Below are 26,212 nucleotides of genomic sequence, written 5' to 3'. Positions count from 1 at the left end.
GGTTCCCGGCGGTGCGGCAGGGCAATCCGGGCGGGAGCCGGGCGGGTGACACGGTGTCGGCGCGAGCGGCCGGCCGCGGCCCCGGCGGCGCGGCGGGCTCCCGTCCTCGACGGCGCGCCGAGGGCCGGGGGCGCCGCCGAGCGCGGTCCCGGGCGTGCGGCCCGGCGGGGTCTCGGAAGCGGACCCGGCGGGGTCTCGGAGGTGCGGCCCGGTGGTGCCTCAGACCGCCGCGGGCTGCGCCTCCGCGGGCTTCTGCGGATCGGCCGCCTCCCTGCGGTCGCGCAGCTCCCGCCGGACCAGGACGACCCAGCCGACCGGTACGCCCGCGGAGAACAGCCACCACTGGATCGCGTAGGCGTAGTTGAGCGCGGCGTCCTCGTTGCCGGGCCTGCCGACCAGCTGGGGCGTGCCGTTCGCGGGCTCGGGCGCCGTCTGGGCGACGTAGCCGCCGAGGACCCGGGCGTCCAGACGCCGCGCCTCCCGCGCGCTGTCGATCAGCATGACCTGCCGGTCCGGCAGCCCCTGGAGGTTCTTGATGCCGCTCGCCGCCGTCGTCTCGTCGGGCATCAGCCGCCCGGTCACGGTGACCTGTCCGGCGGGCGGCGCGGGGACCTCGGGGAACGCGGTCTGACTGGGGGCGTCGGCGGGGATCCAGCCGCGGTTGACCAGCAGCACCTTGCCGTCCCGCAGGACCAACGGGGTCAGGACGTGGAAGCCGACCTCCTCGTCGCTGTTGACGCGGCGCCGGACCACGACCTCCCGCCCGGTGTCGAAGCGGCCCACGGCGGTCACGGAGCGGTACCGCTGACCGGTGCTGACGGTGTGGCCCGGAGAGGTCAGCTCCTCCACCGGCACGGGGTCGGCGGAGAGCGCCTCGGAGACCAGCCGGTTGCGGGCGGCACGCTCGTCGTGGCGGTGCATCTGCCAGATGCCCAGTTCGATCATCGTGGGGATCAGGAGAAGGGCGACGAGCGTGATGATCACCCACTGCCGGGACAACAGGAAGCGGTACACCCCACGACGGTACCCCCCGGCCGTGGGGTGTCCTCGGGTGGGGCCCGCTTCAGACCCGGTCGACGATGCCCGCCTTTCCCTCGGCGCGGGCGCAGTGGGCGCCGCAGTACCAGCGCCCCTCGGCCTCCACGCCCTGGCCGATGATCTGCACCCGGCAGTGCTCGCAGATCGGTGCCATGCGGTGGATCGCGCAGGAGAAGCAGTCGAAGACGTGCACCGCGCCCTGCGCGTGCACCTCGAAGGTCATTCCGTAGTTGTTGCCGCAGACTTCACATGTCGCCATGGGCCACAGGGTGGGCCGTCGGTGCGGCGGGGGCGAGACGGCGCCGGGCGAGTCGCGCGGCAATCACCCGTCCGTACGGTCACCGCGGCGCGGCCGGCTCGACGTCGCGCAGCAGCTGGCCGAACGCCGCCTCGTCCACCACCGGCGTGCCGAACTGGCGGGCCTTGACCACCTTGGAGGTGCCCGAGTCGGGGTCGTTGGTGACGAGCAGGCTGGTCAGCCGGGAGAGCGACGTGGCGACGTGCAGTCCGGCCTCGGTCGCGCGGTCCTCCAGCAGGTCGCGCTCGACCGAGGTGTCCCCGGAGAACGCGATGCGCATGCCCTGTCTGAGGCGTTTGCCGTCCTCGTACCGCCCGGGGTTGGGGTACGGGCACGCGGGCCGCTTCCGGGCCGGGCGCCAGCTCGTCGGCCGGGGGCCGGCGGAGCCGCCCGTCCGCTGCCCGATCCGCGGCGCCGGGCGGTCCTGCCACTCCGTCAGCGGCCGGCACTCGTGCAGCGGCAGCCGCACCCCGCCCGCCGCCGCGGCCCGCAGGCTCGGCCGGAACGCCTCCGCCAGCACGCGCGCGTCGTCCAGGGCGTGGTGCGCGCGCCGCTGGACGACACCGAAGTGGGCGGCCAGCGACTCCAGCTTGTGGTTGGGCAGCGGCAGGGCCAGCTCCTTGGAGAGCGCGATGGTGCACAACCGCTGCCTCACCGGGGCCTCGCGGTTCGCGCGCGCGTACTCGCGGGCGATCATCTGCCAGTCGAACACCGCGTTGTGCGCGACCAGCACCCGGCCGTCGAGCCGGTCCGCGAACTCCTGCGCCACCTCGCGGAAGAGCGGCGCGCCCTCCAGCACCTCGCTCGTCAGACCGTGGATCCACACCGGGCCGGGGTCGCGCTCCGGGTTGACCAGCGTGTACCAGTGGTCCTCGACCTCACCGCGCGCGTCCAGCCGGTAGACGGCGGCGGAGATGATCCGGTCGTCGCGGGCCAGGCCGGTGGTCTCCACGTCGACGACCGCGTATCCCCGGGGGTAGGCGGCCGGCCATTCCGTGGGGGAGGAGGCTGCGGGCGTACGGTCTTCGAGCATGGTCAATGAGGATACGGGCCGCCACCGACAGCGGGCACCCGCATCCCGCCCCACCGCCGTGCACCCCCGCACGCGCGTGCGGGACGACGCCGGACGCGGGGCGCGAGGGACGCGCGCCGGCACGCGCGCGTGGAGCGTCGGTACGACGTCCCGCCGGCCGGGGTGCGATCCCTCCCGTGTGCCCGGACCACCCCGTGACGAGCCGCACGGCGAGCCCCACGACGAACCTCGTGGCGGAGCGCCCGGAACCCGGCTCGACCGGCTGCGGGCCGCCGTGCTCGGCGCCGACGACGGCAGGCCCGGCCGGCCGGCTCGCCGGGTCGATGCCGACGGCGACGGGGACGCACGCGCGGCTCGACGGTCCCGCGAGGACGCCGAGGGGCCGGACGGATCCGCTCCGCCCGGCCCCTCGCGTTCCGGCTACTTCACCGCGCGCAGCGCGTTCACCACGCCGAAGCCGTAGAAGCCGTTGACGCGCTTGCCGCCCGCGCAGGTCGCGTCCACCACGCCGTCACCGTTGCCGTCGTACGGCTCGGTGGGGCAGCCCGGGTTGTCGGCCTGCGCCTTGAGCAGCGCCTGGAGCGCCGCCGGGGACGCGAACGGGTGCTTGGACTTCAGCAGCGCGGCCACACCGGCGACGTGCGGTGACGCCATCGACGTGCCCTGCAGGAAGCCGTACCCGCCGTTCGGCATCGTCGACAGGATGCGGCCGTTGGCCGACGGGGTGTCCGGGATCTGGTACCGGTCGCCGCCCGGCGCCGCCACGTCCACGGCGCCCAGACCGTACGTGGAGTAGTACGACTTGGTGCCCTTGACGCCCGTCGCGCTCACCGTGACGACCCCCGGCAGCTGGGTCGGCACGTCGAAGCACTCGTGCGGGTCGATCGTCCGCGTCACCGGGGTGGAGTCGTCCGGGCTGGACTCGTCCACGATGGCGTCGGAGTCCAGGTCGTGGTTGGAGTTGCCGGCCGAGGCGACGTTGAGCGTGCCCTTCTTCTGGGCGTACAGCTGCGCCCTGTTGACCGCGTCGACGATGGCCTTCTGGTCCGGGTCGTCCATGCAGTTGTACAGCCACGGGTCCACGTAGTAGCTGTTGTTCGTGATCTCGACGCCGTGGTCGGCGGCGAACACGAAGGCGCAGACGACGTTCTCCGGGTAGAAGAGGCCGTCCGTGGGGTCGCTCACCTTGATGCCGGCGACCTTCACGCCGGGCGCGACACCGGCCACGCCCACGCCGTTGCGGGCCGCCGCGATCTCACCGGCGACGTGCGTGCCGTGGTAGTCCTCGGTCGGGTTGTACGGCCGCCAGGCGCCCGCGGAGGTGTCCGCGACGCCGCCGACGCAGTTCGCCGACTGCGACGCGGAGAAGTTCGGCGCGAGATCGGGGTGGGTGTCGTCCACACCGGTGTCGATGACGGCGACGGTCACCTTGCGGCTGCCCGGGTTGATCTCGGCGGCCTTGTCGGCGCCGATGGCGCGCAGGTCCCACTGGTCGGCCTCGAGCGGCTCGCTCACGCCCGCGGCGGCGGACGCGCTCGCCGTCCTCGCGGCGTCGGCCGCGGACATCAGCTCGGCGGCCCCCTCGTCCGTGGTGCCGGCGGGGCTCAGCGGCGCGGTGCGGGTCGCGCCCGCCGACTGCACCCCGCGCACCGCGCGTATCCGCGTGCCGAAGTCGGGGTTCGCCGAGTGCACGACGATGACGCCTATCTTCGCGTAGGTCGCGACGACGGTGCCGTCGGCCGCGGCGATCGCCTTCTTCACCGACTCGATCGTGCGGTGGTCCACCTTGGTGTTGACGACGTACGCCAGCGTTCCGGCGTCCGCCGCCTGGGTGGCCGTGGTCGTGACCGGAGCCGCCGAGGCCGCCGTCGGCAGGAAGCCGAGGGAGGCGGTCAGCGACAGCACGACGGGCACCGCGAGGGCGAGGCGGCGTCTGGAAGGCAGATGAGCCATGGGGTCTCCACATCATCCGGAAGCGAGACCTGCCCGGACACGGATTGTGCCTGAACAGGTACATGACGGGTGGTGCTCGCCCGAAGCTATCTCCCCGACTCACCGACCAGCAATGACCTTCGGGAGGTGATTTCACCCGGCCATGACCTCCGCCGGGCGTGGCTCGTTGACACAGCGGCCGCCGAGGCCGCTCCGGAAACCGGTGGGAGGTGTTGAACCCGTCGTCGTGCGCCGCCGTGACCTTGGGCAGGGACGGCGAGGACCTTCGCCCGCCCCTTCGCCCACCGCACCCGCAACGCGAGGAGACTCCGTGGCCACCGAGACACCGCCCCCCTCGAAATCCCCAGCCCGACTCCCCTCCGGCGAGGAGTTCGTCGCGGTGCAGGAGAGCGCGGAGTTCGGTGAACTGCGCCGCTCCTACCGCGGCTTCGCCTTCCCGCTGACCTTCGCCTTCATCGTCTGGTACCTGCTGTACGTCCTGCTCTCCAACTACGCGGGCGACTTCATGGGCACCAAGCTGTTCGGCAACTTCAACGTCGCCATGACGCTGGGCCTCGGCCAGTTCCTCACCACGTTCCTCATCGCCTGGTGGTACGCGCGCGTGGCCGCCGCCAAGTTCGACCCCAAGGCCGAAGCGATCAAGTCCCGGATGGAGGGCGACGCATGAACACCGCGCAGACGTTCCTCGCCGCCGGTGAGGCCGGCGAGCACCGCACACTGATCATCACCCTGTTCGCCGTCTTCGTCGCCGCGACCCTCGTCATCACCGTGTGGGCGGGCCGCCAGACGAAGGACGCCGCCGACTTCTACGCGGGCGGCCGCCAGTTCACCGGATTCCAGAACGGCCTCGCCGTCTCCGGCGACTACATGTCGGCCGCGTCCTTCCTCGGCATCGCCGGCGCGATCGCCCTCTTCGGCTACGACGGCTTCCTGTACTCCATCGGGTTCCTGGTCGCCTGGCTGGTCGCCCTGCTCCTGGTCGCCGAGCCGCTGCGCAACTCCGGCCGCTACACCATGGGCGACGTCCTCGCGTACCGCATGCGCCAGCGCCCGGTGCGCACGGCGGCCGGCGCCTCCACGATCGTCGTGTCGATCTTCTACCTGCTGGCCCAGATGGCGGGCGCGGGCGTCCTCGTCTCCTTGCTCCTCGGCATCACCAGCGACAGCGGCAAGATCGGCATCGTCGCCCTCGTCGGCGTCCTGATGATCGTGTACGTCACCATCGGCGGCATGAAGGGCACCACCTGGGTCCAGATGGTCAAGGCCGTCCTGCTGATCGCCGGAGCCCTGCTGCTCACCTTCCTGGTGCTGCTGAAGTTCGACTTCAACCTCTCCGACCTGCTGGGCTCGGCCGCCGACAACAGCGGCAAGGGCGCCGCCTTCCTGGAGCCGGGCCTGAAGTACGGCGCCACCGGCACCACCAAGCTGGACTTCATCTCCCTCGGCATCGCCCTGGTCCTCGGCACCGCCGGCCTGCCGCACATCCTGATCCGCTTCTACACCGTCCCCACCGCCAAGGCCGCCCGCAAGTCGGTGCTGTGGGCCATCGGCCTGATCGGCGCCTTCTACCTGATGACCCTCGCCCTCGGCTTCGGCGCCGCCGCGCTCATCGAGCCGGAGGAGATCACCTCCTCCAACAAGGCGGGCAACACGGCCGCGCCCCTGCTGGCGCTCCATCTCGGCGGAGTCGACTCCAACTGGGGCGCCATCCTGCTCGCCACCATCTCCGCCGTCGCCTTCGCCACGATCCTCGCGGTCGTCGCCGGCCTGACCCTGGCCTCGTCCTCCTCGTTCGCCCACGACATCTACGCGAACGTCATCAAGAGGGGCACGGCCACCGAGAAGCAGGAGATCAACGCGGCCCGGTACGCGACCGTGGGCATCGGCGCCGTCTCCATCCTGCTCGGCGCCCTCGCGAGGGACCTCAACGTCGCCGGACTGGTCGCCCTCGCCTTCGCGGTCGCCGCCTCGGCCAACCTGCCGACCATCCTCTACAGCCTGTTCTGGAAGCGTTTCACCACCGCGGGCGCCCTGTGGTCCATCTACGGCGGCCTGGTCACCGCCGTCGGCCTCGTGCTGTTCTCCCCGGTCGTCTCGGGCAAGCCCACCTCGATGTTCCCCGACGTCGACTTCCACTGGTTCCCGCTGGAGAACCCCGGCATCATCTCCATCCCCGTCGGCTTCCTGCTCGGCTGGCTCGGCACGGTCCTCTCCAAGGAGGAGCCGGACACCGCCAAGTACGCGGAGCTGGAGGTGCGGTCCATGACCGGCACCGGCGCGCACTGACACACCCCGAGGGGGCCGCGTCGCGGGCGGTCCACCGCTCCCCGCGACGCGGCCCCGGTGTTCCTCGTTCTTCGTGTCCCGTCCCTCGTGCGGAACGCGCCCCCGCGCTGTCGGTGGTGTCACGTAGGCTCGCAGATGACGGAAAATCCGTGATCCGCTACGAGGGAGGGGGCCCGCGTGCTCATCGACACCTACGGCCGGGTCGCCACCGACCTGCGCGTCTCGCTGACCGACCGCTGCAATCTCCGGTGCACGTACTGCATGCCCGAAGAGGGCCTGCAGTGGCTGGCCAAGCCGGATCTGCTCACGGACGACGAGATCGTCCGCCTGATCGACATCGCCGTCACCTCCCTCGGCATCGAGGAGGTCCGCTTCACCGGCGGCGAACCCCTGCTGCGCCCCGGCCTGGTCGGCATCGTCGAGCGGGTCGCGGCCCTGGACCCGCGCCCCCGGATGTCGCTGACCACCAACGGCATCGGCCTCAGGCGCACCGCACCGGCCCTCGAGGCCGCGGGCCTGGACCGGGTCAACGTCTCCCTCGACACGCTCCGCCCGGACGTCTTCAAGACCCTGACCCGCCGCGACCGCCACCAGGACGTCCTCGAAGGCCTCCGGGCCGCCCGGGACGCGGGCCTGACCCCGGTCAAGGTGAACTCGGTCCTGATGCCGGGCCTCAACGCCGACGAGGCCCCCGACCTCCTCGCCTGGGCCGTCGAGCACGACTACGAACTGCGGTTCATCGAGCAGATGCCCCTGGACGCCCAGCACGGCTGGAAGCGCGAGGGCATGGTCACGGCGGGCGACATCCTCGCCTCCCTGCGCACCCGCTTCGACCTCACCGAGGAGGGCCCGCAGGAGCGCGGTTCGGCCCCGGCCGAACGCTGGATCGTCGACGGCGGCCCGCACCGGGTCGGCGTCATCGCCTCCGTCACCCGCCCGTTCTGCGCGGCCTGCGACCGCACCCGCCTCACGGCGGACGGCCAGGTCCGCACCTGCCTCTTCGCCCGCGAGGAGACCGACCTGCGCGCCGCCCTGCGCTCCGGCGCCCCCGACGAGGAGATCGCGCTCATCTGGCGGGAGGCGATGTGGGGCAAGAAGGCGGGCGCGGGCCTGGACGACCCGTCCTTCGTCCAGCCGGACCGCCCGATGTCGGCGATCGGCGGTTAGGGCCTCTCGTTCGGATCAGGCCGGGCTCGCGGGGTCCGGCCTGATCCGAACGGAAAGACCCTGGGCCGGCGATCGGCGGTCAGGAGGCCCCGTCGGCTCCCGGCAGCCCCGGAGAGCCCGGGGCCGGGACCCGAGGCGCCTCGGGCGACTCCCACTCCGCCAGCAGGACGACGTCCTTCAGGAAACCGCGCACTCCGAGGAACTGGGACAGGTGCTCCCGGTGCTCCTCGCACGCCAGCCACGTCTTGCGGCGCTCCGGCGTGTGGATCTTCGGGTTGTTCCACGCCAGCACCCACACGGCGTCGGCACGGCAGCCCTTGGCGGAGCAGATCGGGGTCTCGTCACTCACAGGTTCGTCTCACAAGCGCGCGGAAAAAGGCGACGCCGAGCAGCCACGGGGGGAGCTGCCCGGCGTCGGTCCGTCGCTCCGACGGGGGATGCGGAGCGCGTACGAAGTATGTCACGGCGACCCGGCGCCACGGCACCGGAACAACAGCTTTTATTGGGCCCGGCGCACAGCCGGCTCATGGCCGCCGCTCGGTCGGACCGGCCTCCGCGTGCCCCGACAGCGGCCCGGTCCGCTCGCGCCCGGACTCCGGCTCCGCCCGCGGGGATTCCGCGGCGGGCTCCTCTTGTGCCGCCCGCCCCTCCGGGTGCCCGGCAGTGATCATCGGCGGCGGGGGAGGGGTCACGAACGTCGACGGCAGCCCCGGAGCGTTCTCCCGCCCGGCATTGGCGATCACCACCGCGACGTACGGCAGGACCAGGCCCAGGACCAGCGCCACCACCGCGACGTGCCGTTCCACGTTCCACAGCGTCGCGCCCAGGATCACCGCCACGGTGCGGACCGACATCGAGATCACGTACCGTCGCTGCCGGCCCCGGACGTCCTCCTGGAGCCCCTGACGTGCCCCGGTGATCCGGAACACCTGGACGTCGCCGCCACCGCGCTGCTTCCGCATCACATTCCACCATTCGCGCGCTCGGACTCTCCCCGTCCACCACGGTACGCCGCGGCCCGGCCGCCATCGAGGCCGGGGCGTCACCGGCCGGGCGGACACGCTGCGCCACAGCGCGTAGGGCAGCACTCGACATGCGGCGTACGGAGACCGGGCCGACACTGAGGGCAATGCTCGCGTAGAGCCGTACGAGGAGGCATCCATGGGCTGGTTGTGGGCGATCATCGTGGGATTCGTGCTGGGACTGATCGCCAAGGCGATCATCCCGGGAAAGCAGCACAGCCCGCTGTGGCTGACCACCATCTTCGGCATCCTGGGTGCGATCGTCGGCAATGCCGTCGCCCGGGGTTTCGGAGTCGAGGAGACGTCGGGCATCGACTGGAGCCGGCACATCTTCCAGCTGATCGCCGCCGTCATCATCGTCGCCGTCGGCGACATGCTGTACGTCCGCACCCTGGGCAGGCGCAGGCACCACGCCTAGGGGGTGTCCGCCCCTGCGCGTCGGGTCGGCGCGCGGCGTCCGGTGCCGGGGGCACCTCCCACGCCGTTCGGGCAGTGGGGGAGCGTCGCACGGCGGAGGACCGCCCGTGCACCGGAGGTGCCCGGGTGGTCCGGTGACGCGGCGGTGGGGGTCCCTCCCGCGCGAGCGGAGCCGAGCGTGGGGGAGCCGTGCCGGACGCCGCGCGCCCGACGGGAAGGGCCGGACACCCCCCTGGAGCGCACGAAGAGACGCGGGCGGCGGGCCACGGGAATCCCGTGACCCGCCGCCCGCGCCCCGGGGCGTGCGGTGCCGCTACGCCCCGGTCACCTCGACGGCGGCGAGGTTCTTCTTGCCGCGCCGCAGCACCAGCCACCGCCCGTGCAGCAGGTCCTCCACCGCCGGGACGGCGTCCTCGGCGGTGACCTTGACGTTGTTCACGTAGGCCCCGCCCTCCTTCACCGTCCGCCGGGCCGCGGACTTGCTCGCCACCAGACCGACCTCGGCCAACAGGTCGACGACCGGTCCCGGCTCGGCGACCCGGACGTGCGGCACCTCCGACAGGGCCGCGGCCAGCGTCCGCTCGTCGAGGTCCGCCAGCTCGCCCTGCCCGAACAGCGCCCTGGACGCGGCGATCACGGCAGCCGTCTGGTCGGCGCCGTGCACCAGCGTCGTCAGCTCCTCGGCCAGCGCCCGCTGCGCGGCCCGCGCCTGCGGCCGCTCCTCGGTCTGCCGCTCCAGCTCCTCCAGCTCCTCACGGGAACGGAAGGACAGGATGCGCAGGTACTTCGAGACGTCCCGGTCGTCCACGTTCAGCCAGAACTGGTAGAAGGCGTACGGCGTCGTCATCTCCGGGTCGAGCCAGACGGCGCCGCCCTCGGTCTTGCCGAACTTGGTGCCGTCCGCCTTGGTCATCAGCGGCGTCGCCAGCGCGTGCACGGAGGCGTCCGGCTCCAGCCGGTGGATCAGGTCCAGGCCGGCCGTGAGGTTGCCCCACTGGTCGCTGCCGCCCTGCTGGAGCGTGCAGCCGTAGCGCCGGTGGAGCTGGAGGAAGTCCATGCCCTGCAGGATCTGGTAGCTGAACTCGGTGTAGCTGATGCCCTGGTCGGACTCCAGCCGGCGGGCCACGGAGTCCTTCGTCAGCATCTTGTTGACGCGGAAGTGCTTGCCGATGTCCCGCAGGAACTCGATCGCGGACAGCCCGGCCGTCCAGTCGAGGTTGTTGACCATCACGGCCGCGTTCTCCCCCTCGAAGGAGAGGAACGGCTCGATCTGGGAACGCAGCCTGCCGACCCAGCCGGCGACCGTCTCCGGGTCGTTCAGCGTGCGCTCCGCCGTCGGGCGGGGGTCGCCGATCAGACCTGTGGCGCCGCCGACCAGCGCCAGCGGCCGGTGCCCGGCCTGCTGGAGCCGGCGCACGGTGAGCACCTGCACCAGGTGTCCGACGTGCAGGGACGGCGCGGTCGGGTCGAAGCCGCAATAGAACGTGACGGGACCGTCCGCGAGCGCCTTGCGCAAGGCGTCCTCGTCGGTGGACAGGGAGAACAGCCCCCGCCACTTCAGCTCGTCGACGATGTCCGTCACGGTTCTCGTGTCTCCTCGATGATCTCGGGCGGTCGGGCGACCGCCGGCTATGAGGTTATACGCCCTGGCTGACAGAGCTCATGTTGAAATCCGGCACCCGCAGCGCGGGCATGGCGGACCTGGTGAACCAGTCGCTCCACTCCCGGGGCAGCGTCTTCTCCGTGCGCCCGGCCTCGGTGGCCCGGCCCAGCAGGTCGACGGGGGACTCGTTGAAGCGGAAGTTGGTGACCTCGCCCACGACCTCGCCGTCCTCGACGAGGTAGACGCCGTCCCGGGTCAGCCCGGTCAGCAGCAGCGTCGCCGGGTCGACCTCGCGGATGTACCACAGGCAGGTCAGCAGCAGCCCGCGCGTGGTGCTCGCGACCATGTCCTCCAGCGACCGGTCGCCACCGCCGTCCAGGACGAGGTTGTCGGCTCCCGGGGCCACCGGCAGGCCGGTCAGGGCCGCGCCGTGCCGGCTGGTCGTGAGCTGCTTCAGCTCACCGCCGCTGATCCACTCGGTGGCGCGGATCGGCAGGCCGTTGTCGAACACCGACTGATCACCGCCCGAGGAGTGCGCGACGACGAACGGCGCCGACTCCAGGCCCGGCTCGTCGGGGTCGCTGCGCAGGGTCAGCGGCAGCTCCGTCAGCCGCTCGCCGAGCCGGGTGCCGCCGCCCGGCCTGGAGAACACCGTCCGCCCCTCGGCCGCGTCCCGGCCCGACGACGACCACAGCTGGTAGATCATCAGGTCCGCGACCGCGGTCGGCGGCAGCAGCGTCTCGTACCGTCCCGCGGGCAGCTCGATCCGCCGCTCGGCCCAGCCCAGCCGGACGGCCAGCTCGGCGTCGAGCGCCGCCGGGTCGACGTCCTTGAAGTCCCGCGTCGAGCGGCCCGCCCACGCCGAGCGCGTACGGTCCGGTGACTTGGCGTTCAGCTCCAGCGTCCCGGTGGGCTGGTCGTGCCGCAGCCGCAGCCCCGTCGACGTGCCCAGATAGGTCGAGACCAGCTCGTGGTGGGCGAAGCCGTACAACTCCCGGCCGCCCCCGCGCGCGCGGGCGAACGCCTCGCCCAGCGCCGGCGCGAAGTCGGCGAACACCGCGGAGGAGGTCTCGAGGGGCGCCTCGGTGAACTCGGGGGACGGTGCCACGCCCGTCACCAGCGGCTGGGCGTCCTCGGCGGGCGCCGCACCGCGCGCGGCGGTCTCGGCGGCCCGCACCAGGGGCTCCAGCTCGTCGGCGGTCACCGCGGACCGCGAGACGACCCCGGAGGCGGTGCCCTCCCTGCCGTCGACGGTCGCGATCACGGTGAGCGTGCGCCCGCGCGTGACGCCGTTCGTGGTCAGCGCGTTGCCCGCCCAGCGCAGATTGGCGCTCGACCGCTCGTCGGCGATCACGACGCAGCCGTCGGCCCGCGACAGCTCCAGCGCCCGCTCCACGACCTCGTGCGGCTTGTCGGTACGGGCGCTCATCGGCCGGCCTCCTGCGTCGTGTTGAGGATGTTGACGCCCTTGAACAGGGCGGACGGGCAGCCGTGCGACACGGCCGCGACCTGGCCCGGCTGGGCCTTGCCGCAGTTGAAGGCACCGCCCAGGACGTACGTCTGAGGGCCGCCGACGGCCGCCATGGAGCCCCAGAAGTCGGTGGTCGTCGCCTGGTAGGCCACGTCCCGCAACTGCCCGGTGATCCGCCCGTTCTCGATCCGGAAGAACCGCTGTCCGGTGAACTGGAAGTTGTAGCGCTGCATGTCGATCGACCAGGACCGGTCCCCGACGACGTAGATCCCGCGGTCCACGCTTCCGATCAGGTCCTCGGTGGACATCCCCGCCGGGTCCGGCCGCAACGACACGTTGGCCATGCGCTGCACCGGCACATGGTCGGGGGAGTCGGCGAACGCGCACCCGTTGGAGCGCGCGAAGCCGGTCAGCTTCGCGATGCGCCGGTCCAGCTGGTAGCCGACGAGCGTGCCGTCCTTGACCAGGTCCCAGGACTGCGCCTCGACGCCCTCGTCGTCGAAGCCGACGGTCGCCAGGCCGTGTTCGGCGGTGCGGTCGCCGGTGACGTTCATCAGGTCCGAGCCGTAGCGCAGCGTGCCGAGCCGGTCGAAGGTGGCGAAGGAGGTGCCGGCGTAGGCGGCCTCGTAGCCGAGGGCCCGGTCCAGCTCGGTGGCGTGCCCGACGGACTCGTGAATGGTCAGCCACAGGTTGGACGGGTCGACCACCAGGTCGTACAGCCCCGGCTCGACGCTCGGCGCCCGCATCTTCTCGGCGAGCAGCTCCGGGATCCGCTCCAGCTCCTCGTCCCAGTCCCAGCCGGTGCCCGTCAGGTACTCCCAGCCGCGCCCGACCGGCGGCGCGACGGTCCGCATCGAGTCGAACTCGCCGCTCGACTCGTCGACCGACACCGCCGTCAGCGCCGGGTGCAGCCGCACCCGCTGCTGGGTGGTCACCGTCCCCGCGGTGTCGGCGTAGAACTTGTTCTCGTGGACGGTGAGCAGCGAGGCGTCGACGTGGTTGATCCCGTGGGCCGCCAGCAGCCGGGCGCTCCAGTCCGCCAGCAGCGCCGCCTTCTCCTCGTCGGGCACCGTGAACGGATCGATCTCGTACGAGGAGACCCACGTCTTCTCGGCGTGCACCGGCTCGTCGGCCAGCTCCACCCGCTCGTCCGACCCGGCCGCCCTGATCACCTGCGCGGACAGCTTCGCCATCGCCACCGCCTGCGAGGCGACCTTGGCGGCGGCGTCCATCGTCAGGTCCACACCGGAGGCGAACCCCCACGTCCCGCCGTGCACCACCCGCACCGCGTAGCCGAGGTCGGTGGTGTCCGACGACCCGGAGGGCCTGGCGTCCCGCAGCCGCCAGGACGCGCTGCGCACCCGCTCGAACCGGAAGTCGGCGTGCTCCGCGCCGAGCGCACGCGCGCGTGCCAGGGCGGCGTCGGCAAGGGCGCGCAGGGGTAGTGCCAGAAATGACTCGTCGATTTCATGGGGCACGGGTGGGAATCCCTTCGAACTGCTCGCCTGTGAGGTACGTCGCAAGCAGTGAACCATGGCTCACCGAATTCATTCCTCGGAAGCAGAAGCACGACGGTTCCTGCCGATATGGCGAAGAACGAGAGCACCGGTGGCGATGTTCGCGCGGAGCGACAGGGCGGCTCGGTCACGCGGGGATCCATGTGGCCGGCGCGCTCTCCCTGCGGGACGACCTGACCGCCTTGGTGACGTACGACCGCAGGATGCTCGAAACTGCTCGGGCCGAGGGCCTGCCCGCTCACGCTCCCGGAATGGCTGAGTGACCGGGCGGCCGACTGTAGAAACCCGACAGCCGCCTCTGCACGTCACTGTCGGTGCCCGATTCCTTGTCGGCGCGCCCGGACCGATAGGTTTCGAGGAAGCCGCCTGTGGATCCAGCTGACCGGGCGGTGTGTCACGACCCCTAAGGAAAGGGTGATCCGTTGAGCCGCTCGGTTCTCGTCACCGGAGGTAACCGGGGCATCGGCCTCGCCATCGCCCGCGCGTTCGCCGACGCCGGCGACAAGGTCGCGATCACGTACCGGTCGGGAGAGCCGCCCGCCGCCCTCGCCGAACTCGGCTGCCTCGCCGTCAAGTGCGACATCACCGACCCCGAGCAGGTGGAGCAGGCCTACAAGGAGATCGAGGCCGAGCACGGCCCGGTCGAGGTCCTGATCGCCAACGCCGGCATCACCAAGGACCAGCTCCTGATGCGCATGTCCGAGGAGGACTTCACCTCGGTCGTCGACACCAACCTCACCGGCACCTTCCGGGTCGTCAAGCGCGCCAACCGCGCCATGCTGCGGGCCAAGAAGGGCCGCGTCGTCCTGATCTCCTCCGTCGTCGGCCTGCTCGGCTCGGCGGGGCAGGCGAACTACGCCGCCTCCAAGGCCGGCCTGGTCGGCTTCGCGCGGTCCCTCGCCCGTGAGCTGGGCTCGCGCAACATCACCTTCAACGTCGTCGCCCCCGGCTTCGTCGACACCGACATGACGCAGGCGCTGACCGACGAGCAGCGCGCCAACATCGTGTCGCAGGTGCCGCTCGGCCGGTACGCGCAGCCCGACGAGATCGCCGCGACGGTGCGGTTCCTCGCCTCGGACGACGCTTCGTACATCACTGGAGCCGTCATCCCCGTTGACGGCGGACTGGGAATGGGTCACTGATCACCATGAGCGGAATCCTCGAGGGCAAGCGCGTCCTGATCTCCGGTGTGCTGATGGAGTCCTCCATCGCCTTCCACGCCGCCAAGCTGGCCCAGGAGCAGGGCGCGGAGATCATCCTCACCGCCTTCCCGCGGCCCACCCTGACCGAGCGCATCGCCCGGAAGCTGCCCAAGCCCACCAAGGTCATCGAGCTCGACGTGACCAACGACGAGCACCTCGGCCGGCTGGCCGACATCGTCGGCGAGGAGCTGGGCGGCCTCGACGGCGTCGTGCACTCCATCGGCTTCGCGCCGCAGGACGCGCTCGGCGGCAACTTCCTGAACACGCCGTTCGAGTCGGTGGCCACCGCCATGCACGTCTCGGCGTACTCCCTGAAGTCGCTGACCATGGCCTGCCTGCCGCTGATGCAGAACGGCGGCTCCGTCGTCGGCCTCACCTTCGACGCGCAGTACGCCTGGCCGCAGTACGACTGGATGGGTCCGGCCAAGGCCGCGCTGGAGGCCACCAGCCGCTACATCGCCCGTGACCTGGGCAAGCAGAACATCCGCTGCAACCTCATCTCCGCGGGCCCGCTCGGTTCCATGGCCGCCAAGTCCATCCCGGGCTTCAGCGACCTGGCCGCCGTGTGGGACACCCGCTCCCCGTTGGAGTGGGACCTGAAGGACCCGGAGCCGGCCGGCCGCGGCATCGTCGCCCTGCTGAGCGACTGGTTCCCGAAGACCACCGGCGAGATCATCCACGTGGACGGCGGCCTGCACGCCATCGGCGCCTGATCCACCGGCACGTCCCCGACGCCCCGCCGCCCGCCTCGCGCGGGAGGCGGGGCGTCACCCGTTCGGCGTACCCGGCCGGGCGGTGGAGCACCCGCGCGGGCCACTCTGAAGTGCGCGTCCGTCAAGCGCTTTCCTCCCCAGCCCGGCCGAGGAGGTCTCCTTGTGCGCCTGTTCCGCAGCGTGGCCCCACTGACCGTCGCCGTCTTCTTCGTCCTGCCGTTGCCGGCACACGCGCTGTCCCACGCACGCGTGGCGGCTCGGCCCGTCACCACCGCGGCACCCGAGGACCTGTTCGGCGCGGAGTGCCGGACCACCGTCGAGGGGTCCGAGGTGACCGTCCACTGCCACAACCCCTACGCCGTCGTCGACCGGGTGCGCCTGCACGTCGAGTGCGCGCGCTGGTGGGACCTCGACACGGACGGCGCACCCGCCGACGCCGGACCGGCCGTGACCGTACGGCTGACCGGGCGCTGCTGGAAGGAGGTGGGGGAGGCCTGGGTCAGCCACCAGCGGGTGTGAACCGCCCGGGCCGGCACAGGAAGGGATAGCTCGCCGCCTCGACGGCGGCCGTCTCCGCGTCCCCCGCGCGGATCGCGTCGACCAGCCGGCCGTGGTCCATGCGCGTCTGTGGCGTCAGCTCCCCGCCGACGTCCTCGCGCAGCCAGTCCCGCAGGACCTCGCCCAGATCGGCGTACACGGCCGTCATCGCGTCGTTGTGGGAGGCGGCCACCACGGCCAGGTGGAACGTGGCGTCCGCCGTCACGAAGGCCTCGGCGTCACCCGACTCCCACGCCTCCTCGCGGCGCAGCAGCAGGGTGTCCAGCTGGGTAAGGTCCTTCTCCGTGCGCCGCTCGGCGGCCAGCCGTGCCGCGCCCGACTCCAGGGTGGCGCGCAGTTCCGCGATGTGCCGCGGGTCGGCGCCCGCGAAGCGGCGGTGCATCACGCCCGCCAGCTCGCTGGTCGCCACCACGTAGGTGCCCGAGCCCTGGCGGATGTCCAGCAGCCCGTTGTGCGCGAGCGCGCGGACGGCCTCGCGGACGGTGTTGCGCGCGACGCCCAGCTGCCCGACCAGCTCGGGCTCCGTCGGGATGCGCGAGCCCACCGGCCACTCTCCCGAGATGATCTGGGTGCGCAGCGCGGCGATGACCTGCTCGGACAGCGCCGAGCGGCGGGGATGGCTCAGGGGCATGGCACACCTTCGCACGGGCGGGGCCGGGACCGGGTCCCCGGGGGTGGACAGCAAATCATCCCATGATTCTATGATGGGCGGATGGTGAGCAAGGAAACCACGAGCACGCGCGACGCGGCCCCCTCGACCGACCACCGCCCGGCGCCCGCCCCGCGCGCGTGGACGGCCCGTCTGGTCGTCGTGGGCGTGGTGCTGGCCGCCCTCAATCTCCGTCCCGCCATCACCAGCCTCGGCGCCCTCCTCGAAGAGGTCCGCGACGGCCTCGGCATGAGCGGCGGCGTGGCCGGCCTCCTCACCTCCGTGCCCCCGCTCTGCTTCGCCGTCTTCGGCGTCACGGCGCCCCGTCTCGCCCGCCGCTTCGGCGCCGGCGCGGTGGTCTGCGCCGGCATGGCCGCCATCACCGCGGGCCTGCTGATACGCCCGTACGCGGGCGGTACGGCGGGCTTCCTCGCCGCCAGCGCCCTCGCCCTGATGGGCATCGCCGTCAGCAACGTCCTCATGCCGGTCATCGTCAAGCGCTGGTTCCCCGACCGGGTCGGCTCCATGACCGGCCTGTACTCGATGGCCCTCGCCCTCGGCACCTCGGCCGCCGCCGCGGTCACCGTGCCCCTGACCGACGCGCTCGGCGGCGACTGGCGGTCCGGACTCACGGTGTGGGCCGGCCTGGCGGCGGCCGCCGTACTGCCGTGGCTGCCGTTGGCCCGCGAGCGCGGGGCGGCGTCCGTCGCGCCGTCCCCCGCGCGTGCGGAGGACGGCCGTGCGGGGGAGGGCCGTGCGCAGGACGCCCCCGTGCTGCGCATCACCCGCAGCCGCACCGCCTGGGCGCTCGCCGCCTTCTTCGGGCTCCAGGCCACGGCCGCCTACATCACCATGGGCTGGATGCCGCAGATCTTCCGCGACGCGGGCGTGCCCGCGAGCACGGCCGGACTGCTCCTGGCCGTCACCATGGTCATGGGAGTGCCGCTCGCCTTCGTCATCCCGCGCCTGGCGACCCGGCTGCCGCACCAGGGCCCGATCGTCGTCGCGCTCGGCCTGTGCGGCCTCGCCGGGTACGCCGGTCTGCACCTCGCGCCCGCCGCCGGCGCCTGGGCCTGGGCCCTGCTGCTCGGCGTCTCCAACTGCGCCTTTCCGCTGGCCCTCACCATGGTCGGGATGCGGGCCAGGACCGGCGGGGGAGTGGCCCAGCTGTCCGCCTTCGCGCAGAGCGCCGGCTACCTGCTGTCCATCCCCGGCCCGCTGCTGGTCGGCGTCCTCTACCAGCACAGCGGCGGCTGGGGCCTGCCCCTGGCGCTCATGGCGGCGCTGATGGTCCCGCAGATGGCGGTGGGCGTCCTGGCCGGCCGCGACCGTACGGTGGAGGACGAGGCCGCCCGCTGACACCGCCGCGCCCTGCCACCTCGCCCCCTGTGTCCACCGCCCTCCTGTGTCCACCGCCCCTCCGTGTCCACCGCCCTCCAGCACGTCCGCCGACCCCGCGGCGACCGCCCGGCGCGCCGGGTGCGAGACTGGGCGCATGCCAGTGCTCGACCCGAACCCCCAGAACGGCCAGAAGAAGATGCTGATCGTCTTCGGCTCGTTCCTCCTCATTTTTGTGATCATCGGGATCATCGCCACCATCGCCTCGCCCTGACCCGGGTCCGCCCCCTGCGCAGCGGGGGTGGGGTTAACCCCCCGGTCCCCTAGGGGGCGAGGGTCAGGGTCAAGTGGGTGGATCACCGGATGGGACGCCGGCCACCGGGTCCGTACCTTCGAGATGTGGCCGCGCGACGCGGCCGGAACCCCTCGGAGACCAGCGGAGGCACCCATGTCGGCCCCCACGCACACCCGGCCCCACCCGGCCGCCCAGGGCAGCGGCGTCGGCACCCGGCTGCCCTGGTGGGCCCTGGCCCTGCCGACCCTGGCCTTCGTGGCCCTCCTCGCGCTGATACTGAACCCGTCCGACGCCCAGGCGGCGTCCGGTGGCCCGGCGCTCGCCGACCTCGTCGACCGCGTGCGGCAGCTCGTCGGGCGGTAGGCCCCGCCGATCACGCCCCGGGTACACGCCTCACCCCCCGCTCCCAGGTGAAGACGCATGTCAACTCCCTGCGCCCCGTGGCCTGTTTCATGCGAAGCTGGGAGCCATGAGCGTCGCAGAACCCCGCAGGATCATCCTCTTCCGGCATGCGAAAGCCGACTGGCCACAGGTGACCGATCACGAGCGGCCGCTCGCTGAGCGGGGCCGCCTGGACGCGGCCGCCGCCGGACGCAAGCTGACCGACACCGGTATCCCCGTCGACCTGGCCCTGTGCTCCACCGCGACCCGCACCCGCGAGACGTGGAAGCTCGCGGTGCACGAGTTCCCGCACCGGCCCAGGACGGTCTACGAGGAGCGGATCTACGAGGCCTCCCCGGGCGAGCTGATCGCCCTGCTCAACGAGACCCCGGACGACGCGCGCAACGTTCTCCTGGTCGGCCACAACCCGGGCGTCCAGGGACTCGCGGACGTCCTCTCCGGCGCCTCGGAGGGCGACGCACGCGAGCGGATGACCCGCCGCGGCTTCCCCGCCGCCGCCTTCGCCGTCCTGACCTTCGACGGCTCCTGGAAGTCCCTGGAACCGGGCGTGGCCACCCTCGTCGACTACTGGGCGCCCTCCGAGTGACACCGGCACGACCACGACACCCGTGAGGCCCGGCGGCACGCCGGGCCCCGCGGCCGGCTCCCCGGCCGCTACTCCTCGTCGTGCGTGTCCGCCGCCTCGACCTCTTCCCGGGTGACGCCCAGCAGATACAGGACGGTGTCCAGGAAGGGCACGTTCACCGCCGTGTGCGCGGCCTCCCGCACCACGGGCTTGGCGTTGAAGGCCACCCCGAGACCGGCCGCGTTCAGCATGTCCAGATCGTTGGCGCCGTCGCCGATCGCCACGGTCTGCGACAGCGGTACGCCCGCCTCCGCGGCGAACCGGCGCAGCAGCCGCGCCTTGCCCGCGCGGTCCACGATCTCCCCCGTGACCCGGCCGGTCAGCTTCCCGTCGACGATCTCCAGGGTGTTGGCCTGCGCGAAGTCCAGCCCCAGCCGTTCCTTGAGGTCGTCGGTGACCTGGGTGAAGCCGCCGGAGACGACACCCACCTGGTAGCCCAGCCGCTTCAGGGTCCGGATCAGCGTGCGCGCGCCCGGCGTCAGCCGGACCTCGGCGCGCACCTTCTCCACGACCGAGGCGTCCAGCCCCTCCAGCAGTGCCACCCGGGCGTGCAGCGACTGCTCGAAGTCCAGCTCGCCCCGCATCGCCGCCGCCGTCACCCCGGCGACCTCGTCCTCACAGCCGGCGTGCGCCGCGAAGAGCTCGATCACCTCGTCCTGGATCAGCGTGGAGTCGACGTCCATGACGACCAGCCGCTGCGCGCGCCGGTGCAGACCCGCGGCCACCACGGCGACGTCGACACCGAGTGCCGCCGCGTCCGTGACCAGCGCGGTGCGCAGCGGTTCGGTCTCCACTCCGGAGACGGCGAACTCGACCGCGGTGACCGGGTACTTGGCCAGCCGGAAGATGCGGTCGATGTTGCCGCCGACCTTGGTGATCTTCGCGGCGACGGAGGCGGTGGCCTCCGCGGTGAGCGGATGCCCGAGCACGGTGACCAGCGACCGTCCGAGGCCGCGCGGCCGGTTGTCACCGAGGCCGGAGATGATCTCCGCCTGCATCTTCATCGACTCCGCCCAGCTGTGGACGGTCGACCGCAGGTCACCCTCCAGCCCGTGCGGCGGCTCGGTCACGAGCGCGCACAGCACCATACGGCCACGGGTGACGACCTGCTCGATGTCGACCACGTCGACGGAGTAGGCGGCAAGGGTGTCGAAGAGACCGGCCGTGATGCCCGGCCTGTCCTTGCCGAAGATCTTGACAAGGACGGTCGGGACGTCGGAGGACCAGGTCGGCGAGGTCTGCGAAGCGCTCATGGTGTACCCACCGTATCCGGCACCCCGTGCCTCCCGCCCCCGAGGTCCGTCTGGCGGACACTGAACAGTGGGTGTCGCTCACATGGCGATCACCTGGAGGAACGGCGGTGAGCAGCCGGCGGCCCTCCACCGGCCGAGCACCGGCCCTCATGCCGGCCACCGGCCGTTCCCGTGAGCGTGAGCGTGAAACGGAACGTCGTCCCCGCGACAACGGCGACCCGCCCGTCCGCCGCGCCCCCGCCCTGCTCTTCCGGGGCCTCACGACGCCGACGGCGCCGGGCCCCCTCGTCCTCCTGGCCGTCCTCCCCCTCGCCCGGACACGACCGGTGGCCTCGGTGAGGCCGTGGGCGCAGGTCGTCCTGCCCCGGGCCGAAGTCGTCGCGGCCGTGCTGACGCCGGCCTGCCCCGCGCCCGGCTCGGCCGCCCCGCCCGCCCCGCCCGGCTCGCCCCGCCGGGACCCGTGGCAGCGGCCGCCGCGTGGCCGTCCTCCTCCGCGTCGGCCTTCCCGCGGGACGACTCACCGCCCCCCGCCCGGCCCGTCCGGCGGCGGGGGAGGGGGCGGTGGGGGCGGCGGCACGAGGCCGTCGTCCGGTGGGCGTTCCCGGGAGCCCGGCCGCCCCGTCGGGCGCCGGGGCGGCCGGGCGGGGGGTTCCACGGGGCCCACCATCGTCGGCGCGTCGTACAGCCCGTGCCCGGGCCGCTCGTGCCCGGACGAATCCTGTCCCGACCACTCCTGTCCCGACCACTCCTGCCCGGTCCGCTCGTGTCCGGGCCGCGAGCCCTCCGGTTCTCCCCGCCCTCCCGGCAGCCGCAGGTACGGGTTGGTCGCGGGGTTCGGCGGCCGGTACGGCGCACCCGGCGCGTACGGGCCCGAGCGGTCGTTCCTCCCTGGGGAGCCGCCGGACCCCCCGGCCGCCCGCCCCGGACCGTCCCCGTGCGGAGGCGGTCCGCCACGCCCCGGCGCCGCCCACTCACCCCCGTCCCCGCGCCCCGCCGCGGAGTCCCGCGGCACCACCGCCCGCCCGCCGACGTCCCCGGTCGCGAAACCGTGCGCCGCCACCACCCGTGTCCCCGCCGCCCCGGTCGCAAGGGCGAGGAGCGCCCCGGCCGCCCCGGCACCGGCCCCCCACGCGCCCCCCAGCAGCACGGCCGCGCCGAGGTGCCCGTGCAGTTCCAGGCCGGCGCCGAAGGCGTCGAACCCGAGGACGGACAGGGAGGCGTCGACGGACACGTCCGTCAGCCGGGCGAGCAGCGGCAGCGCCGACGCCGTCACCACCCCCAGCCGCACCGCACACCACACCGTGAACCCGGCGCCGGCCGCGCCCCGCACCACCCCGGAACCGCTGGCCGCGCCCGCTCGGCCCACCGGGCTCCGCACCGCCGTCAACACCCCCGCCAGCAGCGCCGTCACCGCCGCCGCGACCCCCAACAACCACACCCGTCCGTCCAGTTCGGCCAGCCGGCCCAGCGTCACCGGCCCCTCGGCGCCGGAGCCCAGCAGGTCGTCGAGCGGATCGGGCAGCACACGCGTCAGAACTCCCGTCGCCCGTCCGTCCCACGGCACGAACAGACCGACACCCACCCCGAGCCACACCCCGTTGGGCGCCCCGAGCAGCGCCGCGCCCGCGATCCGCTTCGGGTGGTCGTCACCGATCGCCGCGTACGCCGCCGCCGCGAACCCGGCGGCCACCGCGACCAGCAGCACCGTGACGAGGGCGGACACCGCGGGCCGCACCACCCGGTGCACGGCATCCCAGCCGGGCGGCAGCGGCGTACGGCGCGAGGCCAGCAGGGCGATCAGCAGCACCGCCGCCGACCAGAGCAGTCCGCCGAGCAGCGTCGCGGACGCGTCGACGGTGAAGCCGACCGCGGCCCGCGCGTCCACGAGGTCCCCCAGCCGGTCGGGCAGCAGCCCGCCGACGTCCCCGAGGTCGCCCAGCCCGGGGACCTCGACACCGCTCCCGCCGCCGGGCAGGTCGGCCGGCCCCAGCGCCCCGCCGTCGAGGGTGACGACGTCGTGCCCTGCCCAGGCCAGCCCGCCCAGCACGGCGACGAACAGCGCGACCACCGTGCCCGCGCGGGCCAGGAGTTCACCGGGCGCGACCACGGCTCCGGCCGCGCGCAGGGACCGCAGGAAGAACCAGGACAGGAGCACCGCCCCGACCAGGCCCACACCCAGTGGCGTGATCTCGACGGCGGTGTTCGCCTCCGCGCCCGTCAGGCCGAACGTGGACACATCGCCCGACGGCGTCACGGAACCGCCGGCGCCCAGCGCCACGACCGCCGCCGTCATCGGCCCCAGCGAACCCGCGGCGTCCGCCCCCAGCAGGTGCAGGCCGAGCGCCGCCGTCCCCGCCATCCCGATCGACGCCCAGCTCACCGCGGCGACCGCGGACAGCAGCACGTCCGGCCACGGCACCCCCTCGTCGTACGCCGTGCTCCCGCCGTGCCCGACACCCGTGCCGGTACTCATGCAGACCCCCCGATCCGCGGTGCGCAGCGGCGAAGATCGCCGCTTCCGTCCCCCTCGCGTGCGTTTACCACTCTCCGGCCGGGTTTCCACCCCGTCAACGGAAACGGACGACGAGAGGGTGCGAGCCCGCGCGCCCCCTTGGCAAGGCCCGGCTTTCGGTCAGGAGGCCGCGCCTGAAATAGTTCCCGACGATGTTCGACATCCCTAGACTCCCTGTGATGGGGGTAACTCGGGGGACTACTCAGTGGGGCATGGAGTGCCGGAACTCGTACTGGAATTGAACGGACGCACCTGGACGCTCGATCCGTCCAGGTCATACACCCTCGGACGGGATCCGCAGGGGGACGTCGTCCTCGACGACGCCAGGGTCTCGTGGCGTCACGCCACGGTCAGCTTCAACGGCCGCGGCTGGACACTGGAGGACCACGGCAGCACCAACGGGACGTTCGTGCAGGGCCGGCGCGTCCAGCAGGTGGACATCGGGCCCGGCTCGGCCGTCCACCTGGGCAACGCCACCGACGGACCGCGCCTGAACCTCTCCGCCGCGCAGGCGGCGGTCGCGCAGCCGCAGCAGCCCTACGCCGCCCAGGCCGCGAACCCCGGCTGGGCGCAGCAGGCCCCGCCCCAGCAGGTGCCCCAGCAGCAGGCCCCGCCCCAGCAGCAGATCCCGCAGCAGCAGGCCCCGCAACCCGGATGGGAGCCGCCGCAGAAGGTCGGCGCGTCCGTTCCCCCGCAACAGGGCCCTGGTGCCGGCGCGGGGGCGCCGCCGGTCCACGGCGACCGCAGCCCGACCACGTTCCACCAGTTCTCCCTCGGCCGCGTCATGCGCATCGGCCGTGCCCTGGAGAACGACCTGGTCGTGTCCGACCTCCAGGTCTCCCGCAACCACGCCGAGTTCCACTCGACGCCCGACGGGCGCATGGAGATCCGTGACCTCGGCTCGCACAACGGCACGTACGTCAACGGCCAGCCGATCGCCAAGGGCGGCTCGCAACTGCTCGGCCCCACCGACATCGTGGGCGTCGGCCACTCGACGTTCCGGATCGTCGGCGACCGGCTCGAGGAGTTCGTCGACACCGGTGAGGTCTCCTTCTCCGCGCGCCACCTGACCGTGACGGTCGACGGCGGCAAGCAGATCCTGAAGGACGTCTCCTTCGGCGTCCCGGAGAAGTCGCTGATCGCGGTCATCGGCCCGTCCGGCTCAGGCAAGTCCACCCTGCTCAAGGCCCTCACCGGCTACCGGCCGGCCAACCAGGGCGACGTCCTCTACGACAACCGCAACCTCTACAAGCAGTTCGCCGAGCTGCGCCAGCGCATCGGTCTGGTCCCGCAGGACGACATCCTGCACAAGGAACTGACCGTCAAGAAGGCCCTCAAGTACGCGGCCAAGCTCCGCTTCCCCGCCGACACCACGGCCGCCGAGCGCGAGGCCCGCATCGACGAGGTGCTGCGCGAGCTGAAGCTGGACATCCACAAGGAGAAGAAGGTCACCTCGCTCTCCGGCGGCCAGCGCAAGCGCGTCTCGGTCGCCCTGGAGCTGCTGACCAAGCCGTCGCTGATCTTCCTGGACGAGCCCACCTCGGGCCTCGACCCGGGCATGGACCGCGACGTGATGCAGCTGCTGCGCGGCCTCGCCGACGACGGCCGCACGGTCCTCGTGGTCACGCACTCCGTGGCCGAGCTCGCCATCTGCGACAAACTGCTCGTGATGGCGCCCGGCGGCAGCGTCGCCTACTTCGGTCCGCCCGAGGAGGCGCTGAACTTCTTCGGCTACGACAGCTGGGCCGACGTCTTCTCCGCCTTCGAGAACTACCGCGACTACGACTGGGCGGGGCGCTGGAAGGGCTCGCAGCACTACCAGATGTACGCCGCGGACATCGACGCCATCGCGCCGCAGTCCGTATCGATGCCGCCGATGCAGGCGATGCGACCGCCGAAGCCGCAGAGCTGGATGTCCCAGTTCGTCACCCTGGTCCGCCGCTACGCGTCGGTGATCGTCTCCGACAAGGGCTTCCTGGGCCTGATGGTGATCCTGCCGGCCGTGATCGGCGCGGTGAGCCTGCTCATCGACCCCGACCGGGGCCTGCTGCCCAACGGGGTCAACCCGCAGAGCGGCCGGATCGTCCCCAACGGCACGGCCAGCACCGTCCTGCTGCTCCTCGCCGTCGGCGCCTGCTTCTCGGGCGCGGCGAACTCCGTCCGCGAGCTGATCAAGGAACGGGTGATCTACGAGCGGGAGCGCGCGACCGGCCTGTCCCGCTCGGCCTACCTGATGTCCAAGGTGTTCGTGCTCGGCCTGATCACCGTGTTCCAGGGCCTGCTGGTCGGCGTCATCGGCTTCGCCAGTCGTGAGATCCCCGAGGAGGGCCTGATCTTCGGCGGCGCCCCGCTGCTGGAGCTCTGCCTGCCGATCATGGGGCTGGGCTTCACCTCGATGATGTTCGGTCTGGTCATCTCCTCACTGGTGAAGACGTCCGAGAAGACCATGCCGCTGCTGGTCATGTTCGCCATCGTCCAGGTCGTGTTCACGGGCTGCCTGTTCGCCCTGAACGGCTCGATCGGCGCCAACCAGGTCTCGTACCTGATGCCGTCGCGCTGGGCGGTCGCCGCCGCGGGCGCCACGCTGGACTTCAACAAGATCAGCCCGCCCGAGAAGGGCGCCGACGACGACCCGCTGTGGGAGCACACCCTCGGAGCCTGGAGCCTGGACATGGCCGCCCTGCTCGTCCTCGGCGTGATCTGCGGCTTCTTCGTGGCCCGCTTCCTGCGCCGCCACGAGCCCGAGGTCATGCGCAAGTAGGCGGCGGCGGTCGTACGACGCCGAAGGGCGGCACCCCGGTCAGGGAAGGTGCCGCCCTTCGGCGCGTGGGGGCCCGGCGGGACCCGGGACCCGGGACGC

Annotated in this window: 24 protein-coding genes; 12 read left to right on the top strand and 12 right to left on the bottom strand. The window is 72.6% G+C overall.

Features of this window, described 5'->3' with window-relative positions:
• Positions 1–219: 219 nt before the first annotated feature.
• The 4 genes from ACZ5FU_RS22990 to ACZ5FU_RS22975 form a co-directional block, all read right to left on the bottom strand.
• Positions 220–1,014 (bottom strand): SURF1 family cytochrome oxidase biogenesis protein, encoded by a 795-nt coding sequence (locus ACZ5FU_RS22990; protein WP_469046515.1) that lies wholly within the window; start codon positions 1,012–1,014, stop codon positions 220–222.
• A gap of 49 nt (positions 1,015–1,063) precedes the next feature.
• Positions 1,064–1,297, bottom strand: a complete 234-nt coding sequence (locus tag ACZ5FU_RS22985; protein WP_363091090.1) for a hypothetical protein — start codon at positions 1,295–1,297, stop codon at positions 1,064–1,066.
• Between the two features lie 79 nt (positions 1,298–1,376).
• On the bottom strand, positions 1,377–2,369 hold the full coding sequence (locus ACZ5FU_RS22980) for a DEDDh family exonuclease (RefSeq protein ID WP_451528046.1): 993 nt from the start codon (positions 2,367–2,369) through the stop codon (positions 1,377–1,379).
• A gap of 420 nt (positions 2,370–2,789) precedes the next feature.
• Entirely contained in the window at positions 2,790–4,322 is a 1,533-nt protein-coding gene (locus tag ACZ5FU_RS22975) for a S8 family peptidase (protein WP_451777032.1), read from the bottom strand.
• 310 nt (positions 4,323–4,632) lie between these two features.
• On the opposite strand from ACZ5FU_RS22975, the gene ACZ5FU_RS22970 reads away from it, so the two are divergent.
• The 3 genes from ACZ5FU_RS22970 to moaA all read left to right on the top strand — a co-directional run bounded on the left by ACZ5FU_RS22970 (position 4,633) and on the right by moaA (position 7,775).
• Entirely contained in the window at positions 4,633–4,989 is a 357-nt protein-coding gene (locus ACZ5FU_RS22970) for a DUF485 domain-containing protein (protein ID WP_451528048.1), read from the top strand.
• Positions 4,986–6,608: a solute symporter family protein gene (locus tag ACZ5FU_RS22965; RefSeq protein ID WP_451528049.1), complete on the top strand. Its 1,623-nt coding sequence runs from the start codon at positions 4,986–4,988 to the stop codon at positions 6,606–6,608. Before ACZ5FU_RS22970 ends, ACZ5FU_RS22965 begins: the two co-directional genes overlap by 4 nt.
• A 177-nt stretch (positions 6,609–6,785) precedes the next feature.
• Positions 6,786–7,775, top strand: a complete 990-nt coding sequence (gene moaA / locus ACZ5FU_RS22960) for a GTP 3',8-cyclase MoaA (protein WP_451528050.1) — start codon at positions 6,786–6,788, stop codon at positions 7,773–7,775.
• A 79-nt stretch (positions 7,776–7,854) separates the two neighbouring features.
• Here moaA and ACZ5FU_RS22955 read toward each other — a convergent pair whose 3' ends face one another.
• Positions 7,855–8,124, bottom strand: a complete 270-nt coding sequence (locus ACZ5FU_RS22955) for a hypothetical protein (RefSeq protein WP_451528051.1) — start codon at positions 8,122–8,124, stop codon at positions 7,855–7,857.
• Positions 8,125–8,299: 175 nt separating this feature from the next.
• Positions 8,300–8,737, bottom strand: a complete 438-nt coding sequence (locus ACZ5FU_RS22950; protein WP_451528052.1) for a DUF3099 domain-containing protein — start codon at positions 8,735–8,737, stop codon at positions 8,300–8,302.
• 199 nt (positions 8,738–8,936) lie between these two features.
• Here ACZ5FU_RS22950 and ACZ5FU_RS22945 point away from each other — a divergent pair, with 199 nt between their 5' ends.
• Positions 8,937–9,215 (top strand): GlsB/YeaQ/YmgE family stress response membrane protein, encoded by a 279-nt coding sequence (locus tag ACZ5FU_RS22945; RefSeq protein ID WP_451528053.1) that lies wholly within the window; start codon positions 8,937–8,939, stop codon positions 9,213–9,215.
• Between the two features lie 312 nt (positions 9,216–9,527).
• Here the strand turns inward: ACZ5FU_RS22945 and tyrS are convergent, their stop codons facing one another.
• Genes tyrS through ACZ5FU_RS22930 form a run of 3 tightly spaced genes read right to left on the bottom strand, consistent with a single transcriptional unit; the run spans position 9,528 to position 13,766 of the window.
• Complete coding sequence (tyrS, locus tag ACZ5FU_RS22940) at positions 9,528–10,796, bottom strand: tyrosine--tRNA ligase (RefSeq protein WP_451528054.1); 1,269 nt, start codon at positions 10,794–10,796, stop codon at positions 9,528–9,530.
• A gap of 55 nt (positions 10,797–10,851) precedes the next feature.
• Complete coding sequence (locus ACZ5FU_RS22935; RefSeq protein WP_451528055.1) at positions 10,852–12,246, bottom strand: metallopeptidase TldD-related protein; 1,395 nt, start codon at positions 12,244–12,246, stop codon at positions 10,852–10,854.
• Positions 12,243–13,766, bottom strand: coding sequence for a TldD/PmbA family protein (locus ACZ5FU_RS22930; protein WP_451528056.1), 1,524 nt, complete (start codon positions 13,764–13,766; stop codon positions 12,243–12,245). The genes ACZ5FU_RS22935 and ACZ5FU_RS22930 overlap by 4 nt, the downstream gene beginning before the upstream one ends.
• A 461-nt stretch (positions 13,767–14,227) precedes the next feature.
• Here ACZ5FU_RS22930 and fabG point away from each other — a divergent pair, with 461 nt between their 5' ends.
• The 3 genes from fabG (at position 14,228) to ACZ5FU_RS22915 (ending at position 16,239) form a co-directional block, all read left to right on the top strand.
• Positions 14,228–14,947 (top strand): 3-oxoacyl-[acyl-carrier-protein] reductase, encoded by a 720-nt coding sequence (gene fabG, locus ACZ5FU_RS22925; RefSeq protein ID WP_451528057.1) that lies wholly within the window; start codon positions 14,228–14,230, stop codon positions 14,945–14,947.
• Positions 14,948–14,952: 5 nt separating this feature from the next.
• Complete coding sequence (gene fabI, locus ACZ5FU_RS22920) at positions 14,953–15,720, top strand: enoyl-ACP reductase FabI (RefSeq protein ID WP_363091077.1); 768 nt, start codon at positions 14,953–14,955, stop codon at positions 15,718–15,720.
• Positions 15,721–15,882: 162 nt separating this feature from the next.
• The gene (locus tag ACZ5FU_RS22915; protein WP_451528058.1) at positions 15,883–16,239 is read left to right on the top strand and encodes a hypothetical protein; all 357 of its coding nucleotides are present in this window, start codon (positions 15,883–15,885) and stop codon (positions 16,237–16,239) included.
• On the opposite strand, the gene ACZ5FU_RS22910 is transcribed toward ACZ5FU_RS22915, so the two are convergent.
• Positions 16,220–16,909 carry a FadR/GntR family transcriptional regulator gene (locus ACZ5FU_RS22910; protein WP_451528059.1) on the bottom strand — a complete coding sequence of 230 codons (690 nt, stop codon included), beginning with the start codon at positions 16,907–16,909 and terminating at the stop codon, positions 16,220–16,222. The genes ACZ5FU_RS22915 and ACZ5FU_RS22910 overlap by 20 nt on opposite strands.
• 81 nt (positions 16,910–16,990) lie before the next feature.
• On the opposite strand from ACZ5FU_RS22910, the gene ACZ5FU_RS22905 reads away from it, so the two are divergent.
• The 4 genes from ACZ5FU_RS22905 to ACZ5FU_RS22890 all read left to right on the top strand — a co-directional run bounded on the left by ACZ5FU_RS22905 (position 16,991) and on the right by ACZ5FU_RS22890 (position 19,548).
• Positions 16,991–18,286, top strand: coding sequence for a CynX/NimT family MFS transporter (locus ACZ5FU_RS22905; protein WP_451528060.1), 1,296 nt, complete (start codon positions 16,991–16,993; stop codon positions 18,284–18,286).
• A 136-nt stretch (positions 18,287–18,422) separates the two neighbouring features.
• Positions 18,423–18,539 (top strand): SGM_5486 family transporter-associated protein, encoded by a 117-nt coding sequence (locus ACZ5FU_RS22900; RefSeq protein WP_365468142.1) that lies wholly within the window; start codon positions 18,423–18,425, stop codon positions 18,537–18,539.
• Between the two features lie 174 nt (positions 18,540–18,713).
• A complete protein-coding gene (locus tag ACZ5FU_RS22895) occupies positions 18,714–18,923 on the top strand; it encodes a hypothetical protein (RefSeq protein WP_451528061.1) in 210 nt (69 codons plus the stop codon).
• 106 nt (positions 18,924–19,029) lie between these two features.
• A complete protein-coding gene (locus ACZ5FU_RS22890; protein ID WP_451528062.1) occupies positions 19,030–19,548 on the top strand; it encodes a SixA phosphatase family protein in 519 nt (172 codons plus the stop codon).
• Between the two features lie 68 nt (positions 19,549–19,616).
• Here ACZ5FU_RS22890 and serB read toward each other — a convergent pair whose 3' ends face one another.
• Positions 19,617–20,840: a phosphoserine phosphatase SerB gene (gene serB, locus ACZ5FU_RS22885; protein WP_451528063.1), complete on the bottom strand. Its 1,224-nt coding sequence runs from the start codon at positions 20,838–20,840 to the stop codon at positions 19,617–19,619.
• A 517-nt stretch (positions 20,841–21,357) separates the two neighbouring features.
• A complete protein-coding gene (locus tag ACZ5FU_RS22880) occupies positions 21,358–23,313 on the bottom strand; it encodes a streptophobe family protein (protein ID WP_469046513.1) in 1,956 nt (651 codons plus the stop codon).
• Positions 23,314–23,569: 256 nt separating this feature from the next.
• Between ACZ5FU_RS22880 and ACZ5FU_RS22875 the strand changes: the two genes are divergently transcribed.
• Complete coding sequence (locus ACZ5FU_RS22875) at positions 23,570–26,113, top strand: FHA domain-containing protein (protein WP_451528065.1); 2,544 nt, start codon at positions 23,570–23,572, stop codon at positions 26,111–26,113.
• The last annotated feature ends 99 nt before the right edge of the window (positions 26,114–26,212 follow it).

Source organism: Streptomyces sp. NPDC031554 (genome assembly GCF_055580685.1).
Note: the sequence above shows the minus strand (reverse complement) of the source record. Positions and strands in the feature narration are given on the sequence as shown.

Excerpts from the sequence above, each read along its gene's own strand:
- ACZ5FU_RS22890 (WP_451528062.1), top strand. The coding sequence starts at position 19,030 with ATGAGCGTCGCAGAACCCCGCAGGATCATCCTCTTCCGGCATGCGAAA.
- ACZ5FU_RS22880 (WP_469046513.1), bottom strand. The coding sequence starts at position 23,313 with ATGAGTACCGGCACGGGTGTCGGGCACGGCGGGAGCACGGCGTACGAC.
- ACZ5FU_RS22935 (WP_451528055.1), bottom strand. The coding sequence starts at position 12,246 with ATGAGCGCCCGTACCGACAAGCCGCACGAGGTCGTGGAGCGGGCGCTG.
- ACZ5FU_RS22965 (WP_451528049.1), top strand. The coding sequence starts at position 4,986 with ATGAACACCGCGCAGACGTTCCTCGCCGCCGGTGAGGCCGGCGAGCAC.
- ACZ5FU_RS22980 (WP_451528046.1), bottom strand. The coding sequence starts at position 2,369 with ATGCTCGAAGACCGTACGCCCGCAGCCTCCTCCCCCACGGAATGGCCG.
- ACZ5FU_RS22975 (WP_451777032.1), bottom strand. The coding sequence starts at position 4,322 with ATGGCTCATCTGCCTTCCAGACGCCGCCTCGCCCTCGCGGTGCCCGTC.
- ACZ5FU_RS22985 (WP_363091090.1), bottom strand. The coding sequence starts at position 1,297 with ATGGCGACATGTGAAGTCTGCGGCAACAACTACGGAATGACCTTCGAG.
- ACZ5FU_RS22895 (WP_451528061.1), top strand. The coding sequence starts at position 18,714 with ATGTCGGCCCCCACGCACACCCGGCCCCACCCGGCCGCCCAGGGCAGC.
- ACZ5FU_RS22910 (WP_451528059.1), bottom strand. The coding sequence starts at position 16,909 with ATGCCCCTGAGCCATCCCCGCCGCTCGGCGCTGTCCGAGCAGGTCATC.
- ACZ5FU_RS22905 (WP_451528060.1), top strand. The coding sequence starts at position 16,991 with ATGGTGAGCAAGGAAACCACGAGCACGCGCGACGCGGCCCCCTCGACC.
- serB (WP_451528063.1), bottom strand. The coding sequence starts at position 20,840 with ATGAGCGCTTCGCAGACCTCGCCGACCTGGTCCTCCGACGTCCCGACC.
- ACZ5FU_RS22900 (WP_365468142.1), top strand. The coding sequence starts at position 18,423 with ATGCCAGTGCTCGACCCGAACCCCCAGAACGGCCAGAAGAAGATGCTG.
- ACZ5FU_RS22945 (WP_451528053.1), top strand. The coding sequence starts at position 8,937 with ATGGGCTGGTTGTGGGCGATCATCGTGGGATTCGTGCTGGGACTGATC.
- fabI (WP_363091077.1), top strand. The coding sequence starts at position 14,953 with ATGAGCGGAATCCTCGAGGGCAAGCGCGTCCTGATCTCCGGTGTGCTG.
- ACZ5FU_RS22950 (WP_451528052.1), bottom strand. The coding sequence starts at position 8,737 with ATGCGGAAGCAGCGCGGTGGCGGCGACGTCCAGGTGTTCCGGATCACC.